This is a genomic window from Rhodoplanes sp. Z2-YC6860 (assembly GCF_001579845.1).
Taxonomy (GTDB): domain Bacteria; phylum Pseudomonadota; class Alphaproteobacteria; order Rhizobiales; family Xanthobacteraceae; genus Z2-YC6860.
On record NZ_CP007440.1, the window covers coordinates 5,851,363 to 5,871,776 of the forward strand.

A 20,414-nucleotide genomic window follows, 5' to 3' on the forward strand; every position below is an offset into this window, starting at 1 on the left:
CGTCAAGCCTCGATCGCACGGCCTTTGAGCGCGAACAGACCGCGCGGCCGCTTCTGGATGAACAGGATGATGATCACGAGGATTGCGATCTTGGCGAGCACCGCTCCGGCATAAGGTTCAAGGAATTTGTTGGCGATGCCGAGGCTGAACGCACCGACCAGCGTGCCCCAAAGGTTGCCGACGCCGCCGAACACCACGACCATAAAGCTGTCGATGATGTAACCCTGGCCGAGGTTGGGGCTGACGTTGTCGATCTGTGACAGCGCGACGCCGGCGATGCCCGCGATCCCCGAGCCGAGCCCGAAGGTCAGTGCGTCGACCCGCGCGGTGCGGATGCCCATCGAAGCCGCCATGGTGCGGTTCTGCGTCACTGCGCGCATCTCCAGACCCATCCGCGTGAAGCGCAGCAGGCCGAGAAGTCCGACGAACACCGCCATGGTGAAGCAGATGATCCACAGGCGTCCGTAGGTGATGTTGAGCTGGCCGATGTTGAACGCGCCGCTCATCCAGGATGGTGCGCCGACCTCGCGGTTGGTCGGGCCGAAGGCGGTGCGCACCGCCTGCTGCAGAATGAGCGAGAGGCCCCACGTGGCCAGCAGCGTTTCGAGCGGCCGGCCGTACAGGAACCGAATGATGCTCTGCTCGATCAGGATGCCGATGAAGCCCGCGATGACGAAGGCCAGCGGCACCGCGATCACCAGCGAATAGTCGAACAGCGCCGGATTGTTGGCGCGGATGTATTCCTGCACCATGAACGTGACATAGGCGCCGATCATCACCATCTCGCCATGCGCCATGTTGATGACGCCCATCACGCCGAACGTGATGGCAAGCCCGATCGCGGCCAGCAGCAGCACGGAGCCGAGCGACAGGCCGTACCAGGCGTTCTGCAGCGTGTTCCAGAGTGCAAGCTGGCTCTGCATCGATGCGATTGCATCGCGGGCGGCACGGGAGACCGCGGCCGGCGTGCCGGCCGGCAACCCCTGCAACAGGCTCAACGACTCCTGGTCACCGCGGCCTTTGATCACGCCCACTGCGTTGATCTTGTCGGCCTCGGAGGCATCTTCGGAATTGAGGATCACGGCGGCGCGCGCTTCGGTCAGCGCCTGCTTCACGCGTGGATCGGTTTCCTTGTCCAGCGCCGCATCGAGCGCCGGCAGCACGTTGGCCTCGCGAGACTTGAACACCGCCTGCGCCGCCTCGAAGCGCTTGTTCGGATCGGGCGCCATCAGCGTCAACCCGCCGAGCGCGGCATCGATGGCGCGGCGCAGCCGGTTGTTGATGTCGACGCCGGCGAGATCGGCCGGACCGTCGCCTGCGATCGCCTCGCCGGTTTCCGCCGAGAACAGCTTGCCGTCGGCGTTCTTGTAGTAGACCGTTTTCTGCTCGGCGCTGAAAAACAGCCGTTCGTCGCGCAGCGCTTCGATGATCGTCGAGGCGCGCTTGTCGCCGCTCGCCGCCGCATCGTTCACGGCGGTTTCAGTCGTGTCGAAATCGTTTTCGAGAAACTTGTCGAGCACGCCGCCGAAGCCCTCGCGCGCAGGCTTTTCCGCCGCGTCCGGCTTGTCGGTGGCGGGTTCTGAAGGAGTCTGCGGCTCGACAGCAGGTTCGGCCTGAGCCACTGCGGTTTCGGCCGCCGGCTGCGCCGGAGCGTGCTGCGCAGGAACCGCCAGCAGCGCGATGAGCGCAAAGGCAAAAGCAGCAACACGGGCTGACACGAAGCGCATCCGCGAAAGGTCCCCGACAGGATTGTTGGGGAGACGGCAGCAGTCCGCCGTCTCCCTTCGTTGGTGGTTACATCAGACCGCGATGCGAAGGGTCAGGCCCCGCCGCACTTGTTGGTCTTGACGTTATAGTTGCCGCACTTCTTGCCGACCCAATCGCCGATCAGGTCCTTGGAGCCTTCGAGCTCCTTCGACCAGGCGTCGCCGGGGACGAGGCCCGGGGTCTTCCACACGGTCTTGAACTGGCCGTCGGCGCGCACTTCGCCGATGAACACCGGCTTGGTGATGTGGTGGTTCGGCAGCATCTTCGACACGCCGCCGGTCAGATTCGGCGCCTCGATGCCCGGGAGCGCATCGATCACCTTGTCGGCGTCGGTCGACTTCACCTTCTCCACCGCCTTGACCCACATGTTGAAGCCGATCACGTGGGCTTCCATCGGATCGTTGGTCACGCGCTTCGGATTCTTGGTGAAGGCCTGCCACTTCTTGATGAACTCGTCGTTGGCCTTGTTCTTGATCGACTCGAAGTAGTTCCAGGCCGCGAGATGGCCGACCAGCGGCTTGGTGTCGATGCCGGCGAGCTCTTCTTCGCCGACCGAGAACGCCACCACCGGGATGTCCTTGGCCTTGATGCCCTGGTTGCCGAGCTCCTTGTAGAACGGCACGTTGGCGTCGCCATTGATGGTCGAGACCACCGCGGTCTTCTTGCCCGCCGAGCCGAACTTCTTGATGTCGGACACGATGGTCTGCCAGTCGGAGTGACCGAACGGCGTGTAGTTGATCATGATGTCGTCCTGCGCGACGCCCTTCGACTTCAGGTACGCCTCGAGGATCTTGTTGGTGGTGCGCGGATAGACGTAGTCGGTGCCGGCGAGCACCCAGCGCTTCACCTTCTCTTCCTTCATCAGATAGTCGACAGCCGGGATCGCCTGCTGGTTCGGAGCGGCGCCAGTGTAGAACACGTTGCGCTCGCTCTCCTCGCCTTCGTACTGCACCGGATAGAACAGGATCGAGTTCAGTTCCTTGAACACCGGCAGCACCGACTTGCGGGACACCGAGGTCCAGCAGCCGAACACCACCGCGACCTTGTCCTTGGTGATGAGCTCGCGCGCCTTCTCGGCGAACAGCGGCCAGTTCGAAGCCGGGTCGACCACGACGGCTTCGAGCTTCTTGCCGTTCACGCCGCCCTTCTTGTTCTGCTCGTCGATCAGGAAAAGGATCGTGTCCTTCAGCGTGGTTTCGCTGATCGCCATGGTGCCGGACAGCGAATGCAGGATGCCGACCTTGATGGTGTCATCGGCGGCTCTGGCCTGCGGCATGGCGGCCGTCAGACCAAGCATCAGCCCGGTGGCCAAAAGCCAGCGGCGGGCAATCGGTCGCTCGGCGACCGAACGGAACGAATGGATCATCGGGGTGTCCCTCTGCGTTGACGCGCGTGCAAATCCCCCCAGCGGGGTCTACGCAGACACCATGCGTCGCAAGCCACGTGCCAAAACGGGTGATGATGCTAACGGGTTGCTTACAAACGAGGTTTTGGCGTCGTTGGACGCCTGCGCATTATTTAATCAGACCGATATGATTATATAATAGGCAAACGCACGCGCGGCTGGCACCGTTCATAAAGCTTTCGTGACGCCCGGCTCAATCGACGATCTGGTGACGGCTTAGAAGGGTGCTCTTATATGCGGGCCTGCCTCTCACAAGCCGAGACCCTCATGCGGATCCGCCCCTCCTTGCTCGCCCTCGCCACCTTGCTGACCGGCGTCCTCGCAGCGCCGGACCTTCTGGTCCCGGGTCTCATGGCCCAGGAGCGCCCGGCCCAAGAACGGTCGGCGCAGGAGCGGCCCGCCCGGAACGAGCGGCCGGCGCAACATTCCGATGAAGCGCAGGCCGCGGGGCCCGGTGTGCTGCGGCTGTTGCCCCCGGACGCCGTCAGCAGCAAGGAGATCACGGTCGACGGCCGGACCATCGCTTACACGGCGACCGCCGGTACGCTGCCGTTGTTCGATCAGAGCGGCGAACGCACGGCCTCGGTGTACTACACGGCCTACATCGCGAAGGGCGCCGATGCGGGCCGCCGTCCGATCACCTTTGCGTTCAACGGCGGGCCGGGCGCCGCCTCCGCTTACCTGAATCTGGGTGTCGTCGGTCCGCGCATTGCCGAATTCGGCGCCGACAACCGCGACGGTTCGGCGGTACGGCTCGTCGACAATCCGGACACCTGGTTCGCCTTCACCGATCTCGTGATGATCGATCCGATCGGAACCGGCTGGAGCCGCACCGCCAAGCCGGATGCGGCCAACGGTTTCTGGGGTGTGCGCTCGGACGCAAGCGTGATGGCGAAGGTGATCGCGCTCTATGTCGCTCGCAACAGCCGCGGCGCCTCGCCCAAATATCTGCTGGGCGAAAGCTACGGCGGCTTTCGCGCCGCGAAGGTCGCGGGCACCCTGCAGCACGAACAGGGCATCGTGACGAGCGGCATCATCATGCTGTCGCCGCTGCTTGAAACCTCGTTCCAGTGGGGCGGTTCGCAAACCGCGCTCGGCGCGGCCTTGCATTTCCCGACCCTGGCCGCAGCCGAGATGGACCGCACCAAGAGTTTCACGCCGGAGAAACTTGCCGAGGCCGAGCGTTTCGCCTTGACCGATTATCTGTCCGGCCTCGCGGGTCCTCGCCCGTCAGGCGAGAAGGCCAAGTCGCTCTATGGACGCATCGCCGAACTGACCGGCCTCAAGATCGATGTGGTCGAGAAATCGCGCGGCTGGGTTCGCAACGCCTATCTCAATCATCTTCGCGACCTGGGCGTCACGGTGAGCAGCTATGACGCGACCTTCGCCGTGCCGGACCCTTATCCGGAGAGCGACCGGCGCAGAGGCAGCGATCCGATCCTCGACGGCTTTACTCGCGCGCTGTCGGGCGCCTATGTGGCCTACGCGCGCGACGAGCTCGGTTTCAAGACCGACATGACCTACAATCTGCTCGCGGGCGAGGTCGCGTCAAAATGGGAATGGGGCGATCGCCGCGAACAGCCCGGCGTCAGCGACGATCTTCGCGAGCTCTTGTCGCAAACGCCATCGTTCCGTCTTCTGGTCGCGCACGGCCGCACGGATCTCGTGACGCCTTACGGCGTCAGCCGCTACGTGCTCGACCACTTGCCGGAGATCGGCGGGCCAAACCGCGTGCAGCTCAAGCTCTATCGCGGCGGCCATATGTTCTATTTCAATCCGGACTCGCGCCACGCCTTCGCGCAGGAGGCTAAGAGCTTCTATCAGGCGGAGCCTTGAACTCAGCCGAGGCTCTGGATCGCGCGATCGAGATCGGCCTGGGAAAACGGCTTCGGCAACACCGGCCGGTTGCGGTAGGGCTCGAGCACACCCTCGCGGCCGTAACCCGTCGCGAAGATGAACGGAATTCCTTTCGCGGCCAGCGCTTCGGCGACCGGCGTGACGCTTTCGCCATAGAGGCGAACGTCGAGAACCGCGAGGTCGAAGGTTTCGTTCTCGACTGCGGCCAGTGCGGCCGAAACCCGTGGAGCGATAGTCACCACCTCGTGGCCCAGCTCGGTCAGCATACCCTCGATCAGAATGCCAAGAAGCAGCTCGTCCTCGACCACGAGAACGCGCTTGGCGTCGCGCGTCGACGATGCGCTCATTTGCCCCCCATCGTCCCCCGTTTCCGCTTGGCAACCAAGCTAGCAGATTTGCGACGATTTCGCGGCGAAGAGATTGGCGAAAGAATGTGATCGGTGAACAAGAACGGGCGAGCGGCACTGCAACAAAGCTGGATATTAAACTCAAATTTCTCGTTCCCTCCGCGGGAACGAATCGCCGGTCACCTCCCCCAGGCGCCTGTTTTGCTGTATGGCCTCGCCCATGGCTGACAACAACGACGAACGCGCGAACCGCCACACGCTTGCCGATCACAACCTCGGCGCCGATCTGGCCCACACCCACGGTGGCGATGCCGACCACGACCATGACGATTTCGACGACGGTCCGATCGAAGACAACCCGCTGTGGATCGCCGACAACGTCACGCTGACCAGCGTCGGCATCGACATCGGTTCGGCCGGCACGCAGGTGATCTTTTCCAAGGTTCATCTGCGGCGGCTGAGCGAGGAGCTGACCAGCCGCTATTACGTCGTGTCACGTGAGACACTGTTCCGTTCACCCGTCGCGCTCACGCCCTACCAGAGCGAAGAGCGCATCGATGACGACAAGCTCCGCTCGATCATCGGCGACGCCTACAAGGCCGCGGAGATCGAAGCGAAGGACATCGACACCGGCGTGGTCATTCTGACCGGCGAAGCGCTGCGGCGCGACAACGCGCAGGCGATCGCGGGGCTGCTGGCACAGCAGGGCGGCGATTTCGTCTGCGCCACCGCGGGACATCACATGGAGGCGATGCTTGCAGGCTACGGTTCGGGCGCGGCGCGCGTGTCCTCCGACCAGGGCAAGCGCATTCTCAACATCGATATCGGCGGCGGCACCACCAAACTCGCGTTGGTCGAGAGTGGCCGCGTGATCGCGACCGCGGCCATTCATGTCGGCGGCCGGCTTCAGGTCACCGATGAGCAGGGCCGCATCGTCCGGCTCGATCCCGCCGGCCAGCATCACGCCGCACAAGCGGGATTCCACTGGCACAAGGGCGATCTCGCCAAGCCTGCCGAGCTCGACAAGGTCGCCGAATACATGGCCGACGCATTGTCGGCAGCGATCCGGCAGCGGCCGCTGCCGCCGCCGCTGAAGGCTCTTTATCTCACCGACCCGATCGAGGAGCTCGGCCGCATCGACGGCATGATGTTCTCCGGCGGCGTTGCCGAATACGTCTATGGCCGCGAGGAGCGCGACTTCGGCGACATGGGCCGCCGGCTCGGCCAGGCCATGCGCAAGCGCGCCGAGAGCGGCGCCCTGCCCTGGCCGCTGCTGCCGGCCGGCGAATGCATTCGTGCCACCGCGCTCGGGGCTTCCGAGTACAGCGTGCAGCTCTCCGGCAACACCAGCACCATCACCGATCCAGGCGCGCTGTTGCCGCGCCGGAACTTGCAGGTGCTGCAGCCGCCCTACGTGACCAACGAAGCCGTCGATGCGGATCAACTGGCCAAGGCGATCCAGGGCCATTTCACCAATTTCGATCTCACCGAAGGCCAGGCCGACGTAGCCCTGGCCTTGCGCTGGCGCGGTGCGCCATCCTACGAGCGCATCTTCGCGTTCGCGCAGGGCATCGTGCGCGGCATGCCGAACACGGTTGCGGAAAGGAAGCCGCTCTACATCATGCTCGACGGCGACGTGGCGCAGACGCTCGGCGCGGTGCTGCGCGAGGAGCTCGACGTCAAAAGCGAAATCCTTTGCATCGACGGCGTGGTGTTGTGGGACTTCGACTACATCGATCTCGGCCGCATCCGGCTGCCGTCGATGACCGTGCCTGTGACCATCAAATCCCTGGTGTTCAGCGAGGACCCGCGATTGCCGCGCGGCCAGGCACATCTGCAGGGCCATCATCACGGCCATGGCCACGGTCATCACCACCATCATGGTCACAGCCACGATCACCATCACGATCATGGACACACGCGTGATGATCATCACGACCATCGCTAGCGGGTCATCGCGTGGCGATCAGCGACGTTGACGTCGCGATCATCGGAGGCGGGGCCGCTGGCATCGCCGCGGCCCGCAGGCTTCGTGATGCGGGATTGCGGTGTCTAATCGTCGAAGCACGCTCGCGGCTCGGCGGCCGCGCCTTCACGGCGGCCGACCCCTCCGGTTTCGCCATCGACCTCGGCTGCGGCTGGCTGCACTCGGCCGACCGCAATCCTTGGAGCGACATCGCAAAGGCTCAAAGCTACGTCATCGACAAAACACCGCCGCCATGGGCGCGGCAGTCGCTGACGTTTGGCTTCTCGGCTGCCGAGCAGCGGGACTACCGGAAAGCCAGCCACGGCTTTTATCAACGCCTCGGTCGGGCCGAACAGCATTCCGACCGCCCGGCTTCGGCGCTGCTCGAGCCCGGCAACCGCTGGAACGACCTGATCGTCGCGGTGAACACGTTTGTCGCCGGTGCCGAGTTGCCGGACGTCTCGGCGCACGATCTCGCGCGTTACGACGACAGTGGCGTCGACTGGCGGGTGACGGATGGCTATGGAACGCTGGTCACGAGTTACGCCGCGGATATACCGGTCGCGTTCAGTACGCCCGTGCATCGCATCGATCACAGCGGCCTGCGGATTCGGATCGAAACCGCGACAGGCGTGGTCAGCGCCGACCAAGCGATCATCGCGGTTCCGACCTCGATCCTGAGCGACGACAAGTTCTTCAAGCCCGCATTGCCTGAGAAGGCCGAAGCCGCACTGAGCCTGCCGCTTGGCCTCGACGACAAGCTGTTCCTTTCGCTCGATCATGCCGAAGAGTTCGAGAAGGACAGCCGCATGTTCGGCCGCATCGACCGCACCGGCACCGGCGCGTATCATTTCCGGCCGTTCGGCCGCCCGCACATCGAGTGTTATTTCGGCGGAACGCTGGCGCACGAACTTGAGACCAACGGCGAAGCGGCGTTCTTTGATTTCGCATCAAGCGAACTGGCCGGCTTGCTGGGCAACGACTTCGCAAAACGCATCACGCCGATCCGCGTGCATCGTTGGGGCGTCGATCCGTTCGCCCGCGGTTCCTACTCCTATGCGCGGCCCGGACAAGCCGACCAGCGCGAAGTGTTGGCACGACCCGTTAATGATCGGCTGTTCTTTGCCGGCGAGGCTTGCTCGCGCGGCGACTACTCGACCGCGCATGGTGCTTATTTGACCGGCGTTGCCGCGGCCGAACAAGTGCTGGCCATCCGCCGGTAGCTATCCAATGGCCGCAGCCGCACGGCGCACGCGATCCTTGATGATCACGCCGTCCTTTTCCGGCAGCGCGCGCGGCGGATCGTCGGCTGTGATCGGCACGCGGGCGAACAGCGTGCCTTCGTAGCTGCCCAGCAGCCCGGCAAGTTCCTCGAGACCGGCATCATCGGCGACATCGAGCACGCGCTCGAAGCCGCAGCTTTTCGCCACACTGACCAGATCGACGCCGCCCTGGGTGTGGCTCGCCTGCATGCCGGTTTCGCCATAGTGGCCGTTGTCGAACACCACCACGGCAAGGTTTTTCGGCTTTTGCACGCCGATGGTGGCGAGGCTGCCCATGCCCATCAGCATTTCGCCGTCGCCGGCGATCACCGCGACGCGAATGTCGGGCTTCGCGAGCGCGAGCCCAAGGCCGATCATCGCCGCCCCGCCCATCGCGCCCCAGAGATAGAAGTTGCGGTCGTCGTCGCCCGCCGCGAACGCGTCCCAGGTGCAGGAGCCGAGCCCCGGCACGACGAACAGGTTCTTCGGTCGGTCGGCCAACAGCGTCTTCATCGCGGCGCGGCGTTCGAAGATCATTTCACCCACACCTTGCGGCCGATCAGCTTCTGCGAGATGAGCACCGCAGCGGCACGATCGCCACCGAACGCAAGCTGAACCGCGTTCTGAACCGCCGGCACGACCTGCGCAGCGTCGGTCACCCTGGCGACGTCGGTCTCGCACAGCTTGAGCGCGGGCTCCACGATGGAGCCCATCGGCTCCTGCCATGGGTTGAACTCCTCCCACTCACCGCGCATCGTCACCAGCATCAACATCGGAAAACGGCAGGCGCGAATGAGCGACAGCATGTTGATGCAGTTGCCGACGCCGCTCGATTGCATCAGCAGCGCCGAGCGCTGGCCGCCAAGCCACGCGCCGGCGGCCAGTGCAACGCCTTCTTCTTCGGTGGTCAGCGCGATGTCGCGAATCGCGGGATCGGCCTTGCAGCGCGCGATCAGCCGCGCATGGCCGGCGTCGGGCACATAGCAGACCTGGCGGATGTCCGAGCCCTTGAGCAACTCAAAGAGCTGGTCCTGCCAGGGTTTTACTTCCAGATCGGACGGAGCGTTCAAAGGCGCCTCCCGTCCGATTCCTAGCGGGCTGCGTTCAGACGCGCCAGGGCAGATCGCGGCCATTCTCTACGAACAGCCATGCGCCAAGCCCAATGTCGGACGGGAACGGCACGACCAGCGCCTGGCCGAGCCGCCGCATCGCCATGCCCTCGCGTTGCAGCAGCGTCTCGGCTGCGGCGAGCGATTGCACGCGCACCGCGTAAGCACCGAGGAATGGCAGCTGCGGAATCGCGATCTCGGGAAGCATCGCCTCGAAAGCATGGCGCGACACCAATTGCACCTGGCCCCGATCGAGGGTGATGGCTTGGCCATACTTCGTTGGCTTCGCGGGATGCCCGGTGAAGCGCACGAAACGATCCGCAGCTTCCTTCGGATCGGCACTGACCACCATGAGGTCGATCAGGCCCTGCGCGCCGTTGGGATGCGTCAGCCAGCGCGGCTGCCACACCGTGTTCTCGGTGCGGTGCGCGAGGATCTGGATGCGACCTTCGGCCATCGCACCACGGTCGAGCCGCACGACCGTGAAGGCCGCAACGTCCGGGCCGTTCACGGTGTCGACCGGCCGCTGAAACTGAACCAGCGGCCGCATGGCAAAGCCCGCTTCGCGGAGCCGGCGATGCGCGCCCTCGGCGTCGGCCGCCGAGAAGGCGGCGAGATGCACGCCGGAATGCCCGGTCAGCGCGGCCTGAAATTCCAGGCCGAGCGGCGTGTCGGCGGTCTTGAATAGCACCTCCATGTAACCGCGGCGAAACATCGCAGTGATGTTGCCCGTTCCGGTCGGCGAACCGTCGGGATTGGACTGCACCGAGACCGGCGTTGGGGCAAATCCTGCGCGCTTCAGCGCCGCGCCTGCAGCCACCGGATCGCGGACGAAATGGCCGACGTGATCGAGAAAAATCTCCTCTCCAATCGGCAGTTGGCGATCCGCTTCTTCTGTTCGATTGTCGGTCAATTGCGGGCCTGTCGTGAGGTTGTATTTGGGGGCGCTCTGTAGCATAGGACGCCCGAAATAAGCTCACCAAAAGGACAAAAGGGCACCGTATGAATCGTCGCGACCTCATCAAGCTCGGCCTCACTGCCATCGCGAGCGCGGCGATCCCGAAATCTGCTTTTGCGGCTTATACGGATCGGACCATCCGGCTGGTCATTCCGTTCTCGGCGGGCGGCGCAACCGACGTCGTCGGCCGCATGTGGGCCGAGCGGATGAAGGCGAAAGTCGGCACGGTGATCCCCGACAACAAGGGCGGCGGCGGCGGCGTGATCGGCGCTTTGGAAGTCGCGCGCGCCACGCCTGACGGCCTCACCTTCCTGTTCGGCAATTCCAGCACCCAGGTGCTGATCCCGGCGATCGCCGACAAGCCGCCCTATGATCCGGTCAAGGATTTCCAGGCCGTGTACATCATGGCGATTTCGCCGACCTCGATCGTGGTCCACGAGTCCGTGCCGGTGAAGACGCTGAAGGAGTTCATCGACTACGCCAAGGCCAATCCGGACAAGCTGTCCTACGGCTCGGCCGGCGCCGGCACCATGACGAACCTGTCGGGCGAACTGTTCAAGCAGCTGATCGGCGTCCCCTCGATCACACACATTCCCTACAAGGGTGCTGCCCCCGGCATTACCGATCTGGCCTCGGGCCATATCCCGATGATGACCCCGAACGTCGGTGGTCCGCTCCTGCAGTTCCATCGCACCGGCAAGGTTCGCATTCTCGCGGTCGCCGCAAAGAAGCGCCTGCAGGCTGCGCCCGACATTCCGACCGCCGAGGAAGCGGGACTTCCCGGCATGGTCGCGGCAAATTTCAACGGCCTGTTCGCGCCCGCGGGCGTGCCGAAGGACATCATCGATCTCATCGCCACCGAGACCCGCACCGCGATGGCCGACAAGGCACTGCAGGATCAGATGATCACGTCAGGCTTCGAGCCGGTGCTGGATTCCGGCCCCGAGGCGGCGCAGCGCGAGGTGTCGAGCGAACTGGCTCGCTGGACGCCGATCGTGAAGTCGCTCGGGTTCAAGGTTCAGTAGCGAACAGCGGCTCTCACCGGTCATTCCGGGGCACGCCGAAGGCGTGAACCCGGAATTCAGACAGAGGCACTGAGTTCGGAACTGGATTCCGGATAACCGCGCTTCGCGCGGTTTCCGGAATGACCGTGGGGAGAGAACTACGCGCTCTCGACAGCAGCGGCCGCCGCAACTCGTTCCTGCGCAAGCTTCATCAGCGCGGCGCGGTCGACCTTGTTGGTCGAGGCGAGCGGCAACTCATCGACGAACCAGACAAAGCGTGGGTGCTGGAACGCCGGCGCGTTCGCCAGCGCATATTTCTTGATCTTGTCTTCGGTCGGCTTGTGACCAGCCTTCGGGATGACGAAGGCCACGGGCTTCGTGCCCTTGATGTCGTCGTTGACCGGAATGACCACGGCCTGGCTGACATCGGGGTTCGTCTCCAGCATGCGCTCGACATCCGCCGGATAGATGTTCTCGCCACCGGAGACGAACATGTCGTCGGTGCGGCCGAGGAAATAGTGAAAGCCATTCTCGTCGCGGCGGAACACGTCCTTGGTGATATAGAAACCGTCATCCGTGAACGGCGGCTTCACGTCGGGACGGTTGTGATAGCCGTTCATCATCGCAGGCGATTTCATCTCGAGCCCGCCCTGGTCGGCGTTGCGGTTGTCACCTTCGACCAGGCGAAGTTGCACCAGCGGGTGCGGATAACCGACGGAGGCTTCCGGCTGCGGCAGTCCCTTCGGATGCGGACCGAACACCACGGGACCCGCTTCGGTCGTGCCGTAGGCATTGGTGACCTTGGCCTTGGGAAACGCGGTGTGTGTCGCCGCCATCAATGCTTCGCTCACCGGCGCCGAGCCCATGCGAATGAACTCGACACTCGAAAGGTCGGTCTTCGCCATAGTGTCGCGCTCGCGCAGCATCATGGCGATCATCGGCGGCACCGCGGTGAGCCAGGTCGGCCGATACTGGCCGATCGCTTCGATATAGGACTTCGCTTCGAACTTCGGCAGCAGCACGATCGTGGCATGCGCCACGCAGGCGAGTATCGACAGCGCGAGCGCGTTCATATGATACAGCGGCGCCGCGATCAGATAACGATGGCGCTCGAGATCGGGCGTAAGCCGCGTTTCCGCGACCCAGATGTGGCTCTGATGGGAAAGAACGACTCCCTTCGGCAGCCCCGTCGAGCCCGACGTGTAGAGGAACATCGCCGGCTCGCGATCCTTCGGCACGACCGTCGTGAACTCGCCCGGATCGATGAAGCGGCCGAAGCTGTCGTCGCTTTCGCCGCTGAACTCGACGACCGGCAAACCGTCGGGACAGTTCACGCGGCTCGCCTTGTCGGCGAACACAAGCTTGGCGCCGGCGTTGTCGAGGATCTGATGGATGGTCTTCTGCGGGAAACGGTAGTTCACCGGCACCGCGACAAAACCCGCACGCATGATGCCGTAATAGGCGGCAAGGAATTCCACACGATTGGCCGAGACGATCGCGACGCGGTCACCGCGCGTGAAGCCGCGCTTGGTCAACGCACGAGCCACCGCCATGGTCATGCCATCGAGTTCGGCAAAGCAATATTCGGTCGGCACATCCTCACCGCCGAGATCGATGACTGCGGTCTTGGTGGGATCGCGGTCGCGGTTGATGAGGTCGCCGAGATTTACGAACTTTGACATTTACGGATCACGAGAGCCCAGATACGCCGCCAAGGCGATCATGTCGCTTTGGTCGAGCTTGGTTACAACTGGCTTCATCAGTTCCGCGGCGCCCCCGCTGCGGTTGCCAGTCTTCATATCGTTGAGTTGACGAAAGATATAGATGGCCGAGCGACCGGCGATGCCGGGAACTTCGTTCAAACCTTTGAGATCGGGTCCATGGCAGGTGGTGCAGGCCACGGTTTTACCGTCGCCGCCGGCCGCGAGCGTCGCGCCTTTGGCGATGCTGCCTTTGGCGACAAAGTCGGCAAACCCCGATTTCGGATCACGCAGGGAGGCGCGTTCGGCGCTCTGCGGCAGCACGATGATGCGGTTGCCGATGGGCTCGAAAACACCGTCGGTCAGTGCGAAGCGCATGCCGCCCGGGCCGACATAGGTCGCCGGCACCTTGTCGGCTTCCATGACCTTGTTGTAGCCCGGCATGGGCTTGAGAGACGCGAAATAGTCGGCCGCGGCTTTGACCTCGGCTTCGTTGAGCACCTTCGCCATCGCGATCATCACGCCGGCGCGGACGCCCTTGCGCTCGCCGTTTTTGAACGCCGCCATCTGACGAACGATGTAGTTCGCGTTCAGCCCGGCGAGGCTCGCGGATTCCGGATGGCCGTCGCCGGACGGCAGATGGCATTGTGCGCAGGCACGGCCGGCGGGCCGTTGCCCGCCATGCGCGACAACCTCCGGCATAGGCGGGTGCTCGTTCGGAAACCAGTCCGGCGGATTGAACGGGTCGTCGATCTGCGCCTGGGTGTACTTCCGGGTGCTGCCCGGCACATGCTTCTGGACTTTGTTGTCGAGCGGCTCCGGTCGCGGTGTCGCCGGATAAGCCCAATCCAGATTGTCGGCAGCCATCGCCGTGGCTGCGCACACGAGCAGCGCCGTCAGCGTGCCGATCAGGCGCATCATCGCGGGCCGCCTTGATGCCCGCTCAGGCTTTCGGCGGTGGAGGCGGCGCGGTGAAGTAGGTGCCGCGGCCGCTGGCGAGCAATTTGCCCTGGGCGTCGTAGATCGATGCTTCGGCCACCGAGAACTGCCCGCCCATCCGGATCACCTTGCCCTTGATCGTGAGATCGCCAGGCATCGCGACGGCGTGATAATCGACCCGCATGTCGATCGTGGGCACACCGCGGCCGGTCTTTCGCACCATGGCCCAGTCTGCGCCGAGATCAATCAGCGTCGCGAGAATGCCGCCATGGGTGTAGCGGCGTTCAATGTTGACCACCCACTCCTCGCGCCACGTGGCCTTTAGCTCGATGCCGTCGTCGTGAACGGCGATCACCTTCAGCCCCAGCCATTTGTGGAACGGCGCGCGGGTGACGATCTCCTCGATCTGCTGGAGCGTCAGATCGGCGCCCGGGCTTTTCGGCTTCTCGGCAGGCCTGTCGCTCATGGTGTCACCACGACCTTGCCGAAGATCTCGCGATCCTGGATCAGTCGCAGCCCTTCTGCGGCCTGCTCGAGCGGCAACACCTTGTCGATCACCGGCTTGATCTTTTTCTGCTGAATGAGCTGCATCAGCGCGGCGAGGTCGTCGTCATAGAAGCTGTTCGAGCCTTTGACCTCGATCTCGAAGCTCCAGATATAGCGCAGGTCTTCCTTCGGGTCGTAGCCTGCTGTCGCGCCGCAAACCAGCAGCTTTCCGCCGCGCTTGATACAGCGCAGCGACGGCACCCAGGTGTCGCCGCCGGTGAAGTTCACCACCACATCGACACCGCCCTCGTAGGAGCGGCGCTGCGGCTTGCCGTACTTCTCGACCGCCCATTTCGACCAGTCGGTCTTGGAATAGTCGACCACCTCGTCGGAGCCGAGCTCCTTCAGGCGACGCATCTTGTCTTCGCTGGACGCACAAGAGATCACCTCGGCGCCCAAGAGTTTGGCGAGGATCACGCAGCCGGTGCCGACGCCGCCCGAAGCGCCGAGTACGAGCACCCGGTCGCCCTTCTTCACGGTCTTGTGGGTGATCAGCATGCGGTGCGCGGTACCGTAGGCGACCGGCAGCGAGGCTGCGTCTTCGAAGCTCACGCCCTGCGGCATCGCGACGAGCTGATCCGCGGCGACCAGGCAGTACTCCGCCATGCCACCGTCGAGCATCTCGCCCATCAGGCCTTTCTTCTTGTTGAGCGGATTGACCAGGACGCGATCGCCGGCCTTCCACTTCTGCACGCCCGGGCCGACCTCGGCGATCTCGCCGGCCATGTCGAGGCCCGGGATCACCGGCAGCGGCACCTTGATGCCGGGCATGCCTTTGACGGTGAACACGTCGTGATAGTTGAACGACGAGGCCCGCACGCGGATCACCACGTGGCCTTCGGTCACCTGCGGAACCGGATGGTCAGATACGACTTGAAGTTCGTCCAGCGTGCCGTGCTTGCGCAGCACCAGCGCTTTCATCGTCTTGCTCAACACAAAAATCCTTTATTACGGAGCGACGTCCACCACGCGATTGACGTGCGTCGCGATACAAGCGCGCTCCACACCATAAGCGTGGATGGAGATCGCGGGCTCCCGCCCGGAATTACCGAGCCTGTGGATTTGGTCAAGCCCCGGACCGCCAAAGCAACTATAGCCCGGAAGGCGCGGCTCGGTCCGGACGAGTTCGGCCTTGGATTGTTGCGAATTGAAACGGAAGAGCTTTTCTTCGAGCGGCCGGTCATAGACCGCATAGCCGCACCAAGTGTGGTGGGCGTGCGCCGGGCTGAACTGGCCCGGCCCCCAGATGATCGCGAGAATGGTGAAGCGGCCGGCAATATCGCTGTGCAGGACATGGCGCGCATAGCAGTCCGGTTGCGGCAGGCGCTGGTCGGCGGTCAGCAGATCGGGCTCGCGAACCACACGCGCCAGCGCCGCTTTGATGCCCGCCGCCATCTCGGCATGAGACTGACCGCAAGCCACGGTGATGTCGGCTGCCAGGGCCGCGATCGCAGGATGGACCGGCGGCCGGAGCGAGGACCCGAGGGGCTGCGACAGATGGCTGGCGATCTGGGGCATGGGCATTCCAAGAGCGCTCGGTTCAAAAGAACAATGCTACTGCTTCTGAGCAAGAAAATAGTACAAAAATCTACCATACGCAACATCAAAAGCATGCACGTCCTATTTCTTGTACGAAATTTGGGACAAAATGATCAAAGGGATGGGAAATCGGCCGCGCCGGGCCTGATTTCCCGCCAAAATCCGCCAACCCGCCGCCTCAGCGAAGCCCGGCCAGGAACTCTTCGAGATGGTTCTTCCACAGCCCCGCCAGCATGGAGGTGTAGTGTCCCTGCGACTGCGGCGAGGCCGGCACGATCACGCAGCGCGCGCCCCTGATTCGCGCGACGCCCGCCTCCAGCACGCCGAGCTCCGGCGGATTGACCGCGTCGTCGGCGAAATTGATGGCCAACAGCTTGGCCTTGATGCTTTCGAGCGCCGGCCACGGGTCGTAGTCCATCGTCGACTCGATCTGATAGAGCCGGTTGTTGGCGTCGCCCTTCTTGGCGTTCTCGACGAGGCGCTTGTAGTACGCGTCGGCCTTCTCGCGCGTCGAACCGGTCTCCTGAATGCGGACCGCGCTCTGGGTGAACATCGCCGAAAGCGGCGCGACGCGCACCCAGTTGGTCGGCTGCGTCTCGTAGTCGCCATTCTTCCATTCAGGATCGTTGCGGATCGCCTCGACATTGATGCGGCGCTGGATCCAGTTGCGCCCGCTCATCGGGCCGGGCTGGCTCGCCACCGGCACCAGCGCGTCCATGAAGTCGGGAAACATCTCGCCCAGCAGCCAGGTCAGCATGCCGCCGAGCGAAAGCCCCATCACGAGCTTCACGTGCGGAATCTTCAGTCCTTCGGTGACCAGACGGTGATGCGCCACCGCCACGTCGCGCAGACGGAAATGCGGAAAACGCGCTCGAAGCCCGTCGCTCGGCTTGCTGGAGCGGCCGAAGCCGATGATGTCGGGAATGATGAGGAAATGCTTGGCCGCATCGAGCGGCTGGCCGGGCCCGAACAGCTCGCCGGCGAGCGAAGGCTCAAGCCAGGTCTTGGCCGTGCCGGTGGTGTTGTGGATCAGAAGCACCGCCGGTGCGCCCGGCGTGCCGAGCGTGATGAAGTGCTGCCGCAGCTCGGGCAGCGTTTCGCCCGAGGCAAAGCGGAAATCGCGGATGATGAAATCGTCTTCGCGGAGATTGGGCCAATTGGTTTCGGTCATGGTCTGGAAATAGCCGACCACAGCCGCATCGGTAAAGGCGTTCCATACTCCGGAAAACCGGATGTTGTGCGCGCCACGCAACCCGCTGAGGGCATCGTCCCATTCCGCATGTTGCTCAGCGAAGGAGCGATCAGTAGGTTACGGCCCTTCCCGAAGACCGCGTCTGGAGACTGAAAAAATGAAAGAAAACTTCCGCGAATTCCTCGACAGGCTGCGGCAGGCAGGGGAGCTCGTCGACCTGCGCCAGGCGGTCGACATCCGCCACATCGCAACGCTGGTCGACCAGGCCAAGACCGCGCTCTATTTCCACAACGTCATCGGCTACGACGTCCCGGTGGTGTCCGGCCTAGTCCGCTCCAAAGAGCGCGCCACCATGTCGATGGGCTGCGAGAAATTCGAGGACATCGAGCACAAGCTCGCCGCCGCGATCGCCAAGCCGATCCCGCCGAAATACGTCAACGGCTCGCCGACCCGCGAAGTGGTGATGGAGGGCAATGACGTCGACCTGTTCAAGCTGCCGATCCCGATGTCGTCGATCTATGACGGCGGACCGATGATCACCGCCGGCGTGGTGATCGCGAAGGACCCCGAGTTCGGCATCAACAGCGGCGTCTACCGCATGATCGTCAAGGAAAAGGCGCTCACCGGCATCGACATCGTCACGCCGAACAACATGCGGTTTTTTGCGCAGCGCGCGCTTGAGCGCAACGAGCCGCTGCCGATCTCGATCTCCATCGGCACGCATCCCTTCGAGTTCGCGGGCGCTGGCTTCCGCGCGCCGCTCGGCACCGACGAGATGGGCATTGCGGGCGGGCTTCGCGGCGAAGCCGTGCAACTCGCGCCCTGCTCCACCGTCGACGTGCCCTACATCGCCGACGCCGAGATCGTGCTGGAGGCCGAGATCCTGCCGACCGGCTGGACCTGGCCGGAGGGCCGCTTCGGCGAGTTCACGCGGCTGATGGGCGGCCTGCACTGGAATCCGCTGGTGCGCATCAAGGCCGTCGCGATGCGCAAGGACGCGGTCTACTACAACCTGCACATGCCGTGGGAGAACACCTGGCTCGCGGCGCCGACGCGCTACACGGCGATCCGGCAGGCGCTGAAGACCGCGAACGTCCAGGTCACCGGCCTCAACGTCACGCTCGGCGGCTGTGCGTTCTGGCACGCGATTGTGCAGATCAAGAAGGGCGCGGCCGGCGACGGCAAGAACGCGCTGCTCGCGGCGCTGTCGGTGATGGACCTCAAGCATGTGGTGGTGATCGACGACGACATCGACATCAACAATCCGACCGACGTGGAGTGGGCGATCGCCACCCGCGTGCAGGGCGACAAGGACGTCGTAATCATTCCAGGCGCGCGCGCGAAGCCGCTCGACCCGAGCCTCCTGCAGGGCGCGGGCGTGGTGCCGATCGGCACGAAGGTTGGCATCGACGCGACGATCCCGGAGCACATTCCGAAAGAGCACTACGAGCGCATCACCTACGCGTATGCCGAGACCGCCAAGATCGACGACTACGTCAAGGGCAAGAAGGACGCGGCGGGCAAGTCTGGCGACACGGGTGCGGTGGAAGCGCTGGCGAAGAAGATTCTCGACGCGATCGACAAGGAGCCGCTGTACTACACCGACATCGCCGAGAAGTTCGCGGAATACGACTTCAACACCGTGGCGCGGGCGCTGGGCTTCCTGCACCAGACCGAAAAGCTCTGGCAGGATCCGAAGGGCAAGATGTGCGTCCGCGGCAGCAAGTTCGCGGCGGTGCTGCCGACGAAGAAGTAGTACGCTCGTTAGGATGCGACACCGCTGCAACACGAGCGGTGCGTTCCCTCTCCCGCTCGCGGGGGAGGGTTAGGGAGGGGGCCGCGGCGCGGCCGGTGCCTGCGGTAGCCCCCTCTCCATCTCTCCCCCGCAAGCGGGGGAGAGAGCCGAGCAGAGTGCGTCGCTCTATCTGAGTTCAACGTGAAGCAACCAACATGATCATCGACACCCACACCCACGTCATCGCCACCGACACCAAGAAATATCCACTCGCGCCCCTGTTCGGAAAACAGTCCGACTGGTCGCAGGCTCATCCGATCGATTATCCCGACATGGTCAAGGCCGAAGCCGAGGCAGGCGTCGACAAGGCCGTGCTGGTACAGGCGTCCTCGGCCTATGCGTTCGACAACTCCTACGTGGCGGACTCGGTGGCCGCACACCCTGAGCGCTTCACCGGCGTGTTCTCGATCGACGTGGTCGCGCCCGACGCGCCCGCCAAGATGAAGCACTGGATGAGCAAGGGGCTCACCGGCATGCGCATCTTCACCTCGGGTTCGACGCACGCCGCGCAGGAGACTTTCTTTGCCGAGGAGAAGGCCTATCCGGCGTGGCAATTCGCCAACGACAACGACCTGTCGGTGTGCATGCAGATGCGGGTCGTGGGCCTGCCGCTCCTGGAAGAGAAGATCATCAAGCGCTTCCCCAAGGTGCGCATCCTGCTCGACCACTTCGCCCGCGCGGAAGCCGCCGACGGAATCCCCTTCCCGTCGGCCGCGCCGCTCTGGGCCTTGTCGAAGTATCCCAACGTCTATCTCAAACTCACCCACCGCCCGATCGAACAGTCGGTGAAGGGCAAGTCGACGCCCGAGGCGTTCCTTGGGAAGGTGGTCAGCGAGTTCGGCGCCGGGCGCATCTGCTGGGGCTCGAATTTCCCAGCCGCCAAGGAGCCGCTGCCGGAACTGATCGAAATGGCGCGCAAGGCGCTTTCCTTCCTGTCGCAGGCGGATCAAAATCAAATCTTCCACAAGACCGCGCTCGCGCTCTACCCGGCGCTGGCCAAGAAGTAAGACCCCAAGAATTAAGACCCG

Annotated in this window: 18 protein-coding genes; 6 read left to right on the forward strand and 12 right to left on the reverse strand. The window is 64.0% G+C overall.

The window, feature by feature from the left end:
• Positions 1-2: 2 nt before the first annotated feature.
• Both urtB and urtA read right to left on the reverse strand, forming a co-directional pair.
• Positions 3-1,520, reverse strand: coding sequence for an urea ABC transporter permease subunit UrtB (gene urtB / locus RHPLAN_RS27620; protein WP_068031935.1), 1,518 nt, complete (start codon positions 1,518-1,520; stop codon positions 3-5).
• Positions 1,521-1,819: 299 nt separating this feature from the next.
• Positions 1,820-3,133, reverse strand: coding sequence for an urea ABC transporter substrate-binding protein (gene urtA, locus RHPLAN_RS27625; RefSeq protein ID WP_068025006.1), 1,314 nt, complete (start codon positions 3,131-3,133; stop codon positions 1,820-1,822).
• 306 nt (positions 3,134-3,439) lie between these two features.
• Between urtA and RHPLAN_RS27630 the strand changes: the two genes are divergently transcribed.
• Positions 3,440-5,008: a S10 family peptidase gene (locus tag RHPLAN_RS27630; protein ID WP_068031937.1), complete on the forward strand. Its 1,569-nt coding sequence runs from the start codon at positions 3,440-3,442 to the stop codon at positions 5,006-5,008.
• Positions 5,009-5,010: 2 nt separating this feature from the next.
• Here RHPLAN_RS27630 and RHPLAN_RS27635 read toward each other — a convergent pair whose 3' ends face one another.
• On the reverse strand, positions 5,011-5,376 hold the full coding sequence (locus RHPLAN_RS27635) for a response regulator (protein WP_068025009.1): 366 nt from the start codon (positions 5,374-5,376) through the stop codon (positions 5,011-5,013).
• A 220-nt stretch (positions 5,377-5,596) separates the two neighbouring features.
• Between RHPLAN_RS27635 and RHPLAN_RS27640 the strand changes: the two genes are divergently transcribed.
• Both RHPLAN_RS27640 and RHPLAN_RS27645 read left to right on the forward strand, forming a co-directional pair.
• Positions 5,597-7,324, forward strand: coding sequence for an ethanolamine ammonia-lyase reactivating factor EutA (locus RHPLAN_RS27640; protein ID WP_068031938.1), 1,728 nt, complete (start codon positions 5,597-5,599; stop codon positions 7,322-7,324).
• Between the two features lie 11 nt (positions 7,325-7,335).
• On the forward strand, positions 7,336-8,565 hold the full coding sequence (locus tag RHPLAN_RS27645; protein ID WP_237179924.1) for a flavin monoamine oxidase family protein: 1,230 nt from the start codon (positions 7,336-7,338) through the stop codon (positions 8,563-8,565).
• Here RHPLAN_RS27645 and RHPLAN_RS27650 read toward each other — a convergent pair whose 3' ends face one another.
• The 3 genes from RHPLAN_RS27650 to RHPLAN_RS27660 are packed head-to-tail and all read right to left on the reverse strand — an operon-like array spanning position 8,566 to position 10,626.
• A complete protein-coding gene (locus RHPLAN_RS27650) occupies positions 8,566-9,141 on the reverse strand; it encodes a thiamine pyrophosphate-dependent enzyme (protein ID WP_068025012.1) in 576 nt (191 codons plus the stop codon).
• Positions 9,138-9,674, reverse strand: a complete 537-nt coding sequence (locus RHPLAN_RS27655) for a thiamine pyrophosphate-binding protein (protein WP_068025015.1) — start codon at positions 9,672-9,674, stop codon at positions 9,138-9,140. Before RHPLAN_RS27655 ends, RHPLAN_RS27650 begins: the two co-directional genes overlap by 4 nt.
• 34 nt (positions 9,675-9,708) lie before the next feature.
• Entirely contained in the window at positions 9,709-10,626 is a 918-nt protein-coding gene (locus RHPLAN_RS27660; RefSeq protein WP_198164523.1) for a VOC family protein, read from the reverse strand.
• An 89-nt stretch (positions 10,627-10,715) separates the two neighbouring features.
• Between RHPLAN_RS27660 and RHPLAN_RS27665 the strand changes: the two genes are divergently transcribed.
• A complete protein-coding gene (locus tag RHPLAN_RS27665) occupies positions 10,716-11,696 on the forward strand; it encodes a Bug family tripartite tricarboxylate transporter substrate binding protein (RefSeq protein WP_068025022.1) in 981 nt (326 codons plus the stop codon).
• A 137-nt stretch (positions 11,697-11,833) separates the two neighbouring features.
• Here RHPLAN_RS27665 and RHPLAN_RS27670 read toward each other — a convergent pair whose 3' ends face one another.
• From RHPLAN_RS27670 to RHPLAN_RS27695, 6 genes are all read right to left on the reverse strand, one after another.
• On the reverse strand, positions 11,834-13,357 hold the full coding sequence (locus tag RHPLAN_RS27670) for a class I adenylate-forming enzyme family protein (protein ID WP_068025025.1): 1,524 nt from the start codon (positions 13,355-13,357) through the stop codon (positions 11,834-11,836).
• A complete protein-coding gene (locus RHPLAN_RS27675; RefSeq protein WP_068025028.1) occupies positions 13,358-14,296 on the reverse strand; it encodes a c-type cytochrome in 939 nt (312 codons plus the stop codon).
• Positions 14,297-14,318: 22 nt separating this feature from the next.
• Positions 14,319-14,780: a PaaI family thioesterase gene (locus RHPLAN_RS27680; RefSeq protein ID WP_068025031.1), complete on the reverse strand. Its 462-nt coding sequence runs from the start codon at positions 14,778-14,780 to the stop codon at positions 14,319-14,321.
• Positions 14,777-15,781, reverse strand: a complete 1,005-nt coding sequence (locus tag RHPLAN_RS27685) for a zinc-binding dehydrogenase (protein WP_198165092.1) — start codon at positions 15,779-15,781, stop codon at positions 14,777-14,779. The genes RHPLAN_RS27680 and RHPLAN_RS27685 overlap by 4 nt, the downstream gene beginning before the upstream one ends.
• 27 nt (positions 15,782-15,808) lie before the next feature.
• The gene (locus RHPLAN_RS27690; RefSeq protein ID WP_068025038.1) at positions 15,809-16,378 is read right to left on the reverse strand and encodes a cysteine dioxygenase family protein; all 570 of its coding nucleotides are present in this window, start codon (positions 16,376-16,378) and stop codon (positions 15,809-15,811) included.
• A 199-nt stretch (positions 16,379-16,577) separates the two neighbouring features.
• Complete coding sequence (locus RHPLAN_RS27695; protein WP_068025041.1) at positions 16,578-17,651, reverse strand: alpha/beta fold hydrolase; 1,074 nt, start codon at positions 17,649-17,651, stop codon at positions 16,578-16,580.
• Between the two features lie 97 nt (positions 17,652-17,748).
• Here RHPLAN_RS27695 and RHPLAN_RS27700 point away from each other — a divergent pair, with 97 nt between their 5' ends.
• Together RHPLAN_RS27700 and RHPLAN_RS27705 are read left to right on the forward strand one after the other, a co-directional pair.
• Entirely contained in the window at positions 17,749-19,347 is a 1,599-nt protein-coding gene (locus RHPLAN_RS27700) for a UbiD family decarboxylase (protein WP_068025045.1), read from the forward strand.
• Between the two features lie 194 nt (positions 19,348-19,541).
• Entirely contained in the window at positions 19,542-20,393 is an 852-nt protein-coding gene (locus tag RHPLAN_RS27705; protein ID WP_068025048.1) for an amidohydrolase family protein, read from the forward strand.
• Positions 20,394-20,414 lie beyond the last annotated feature (21 nt).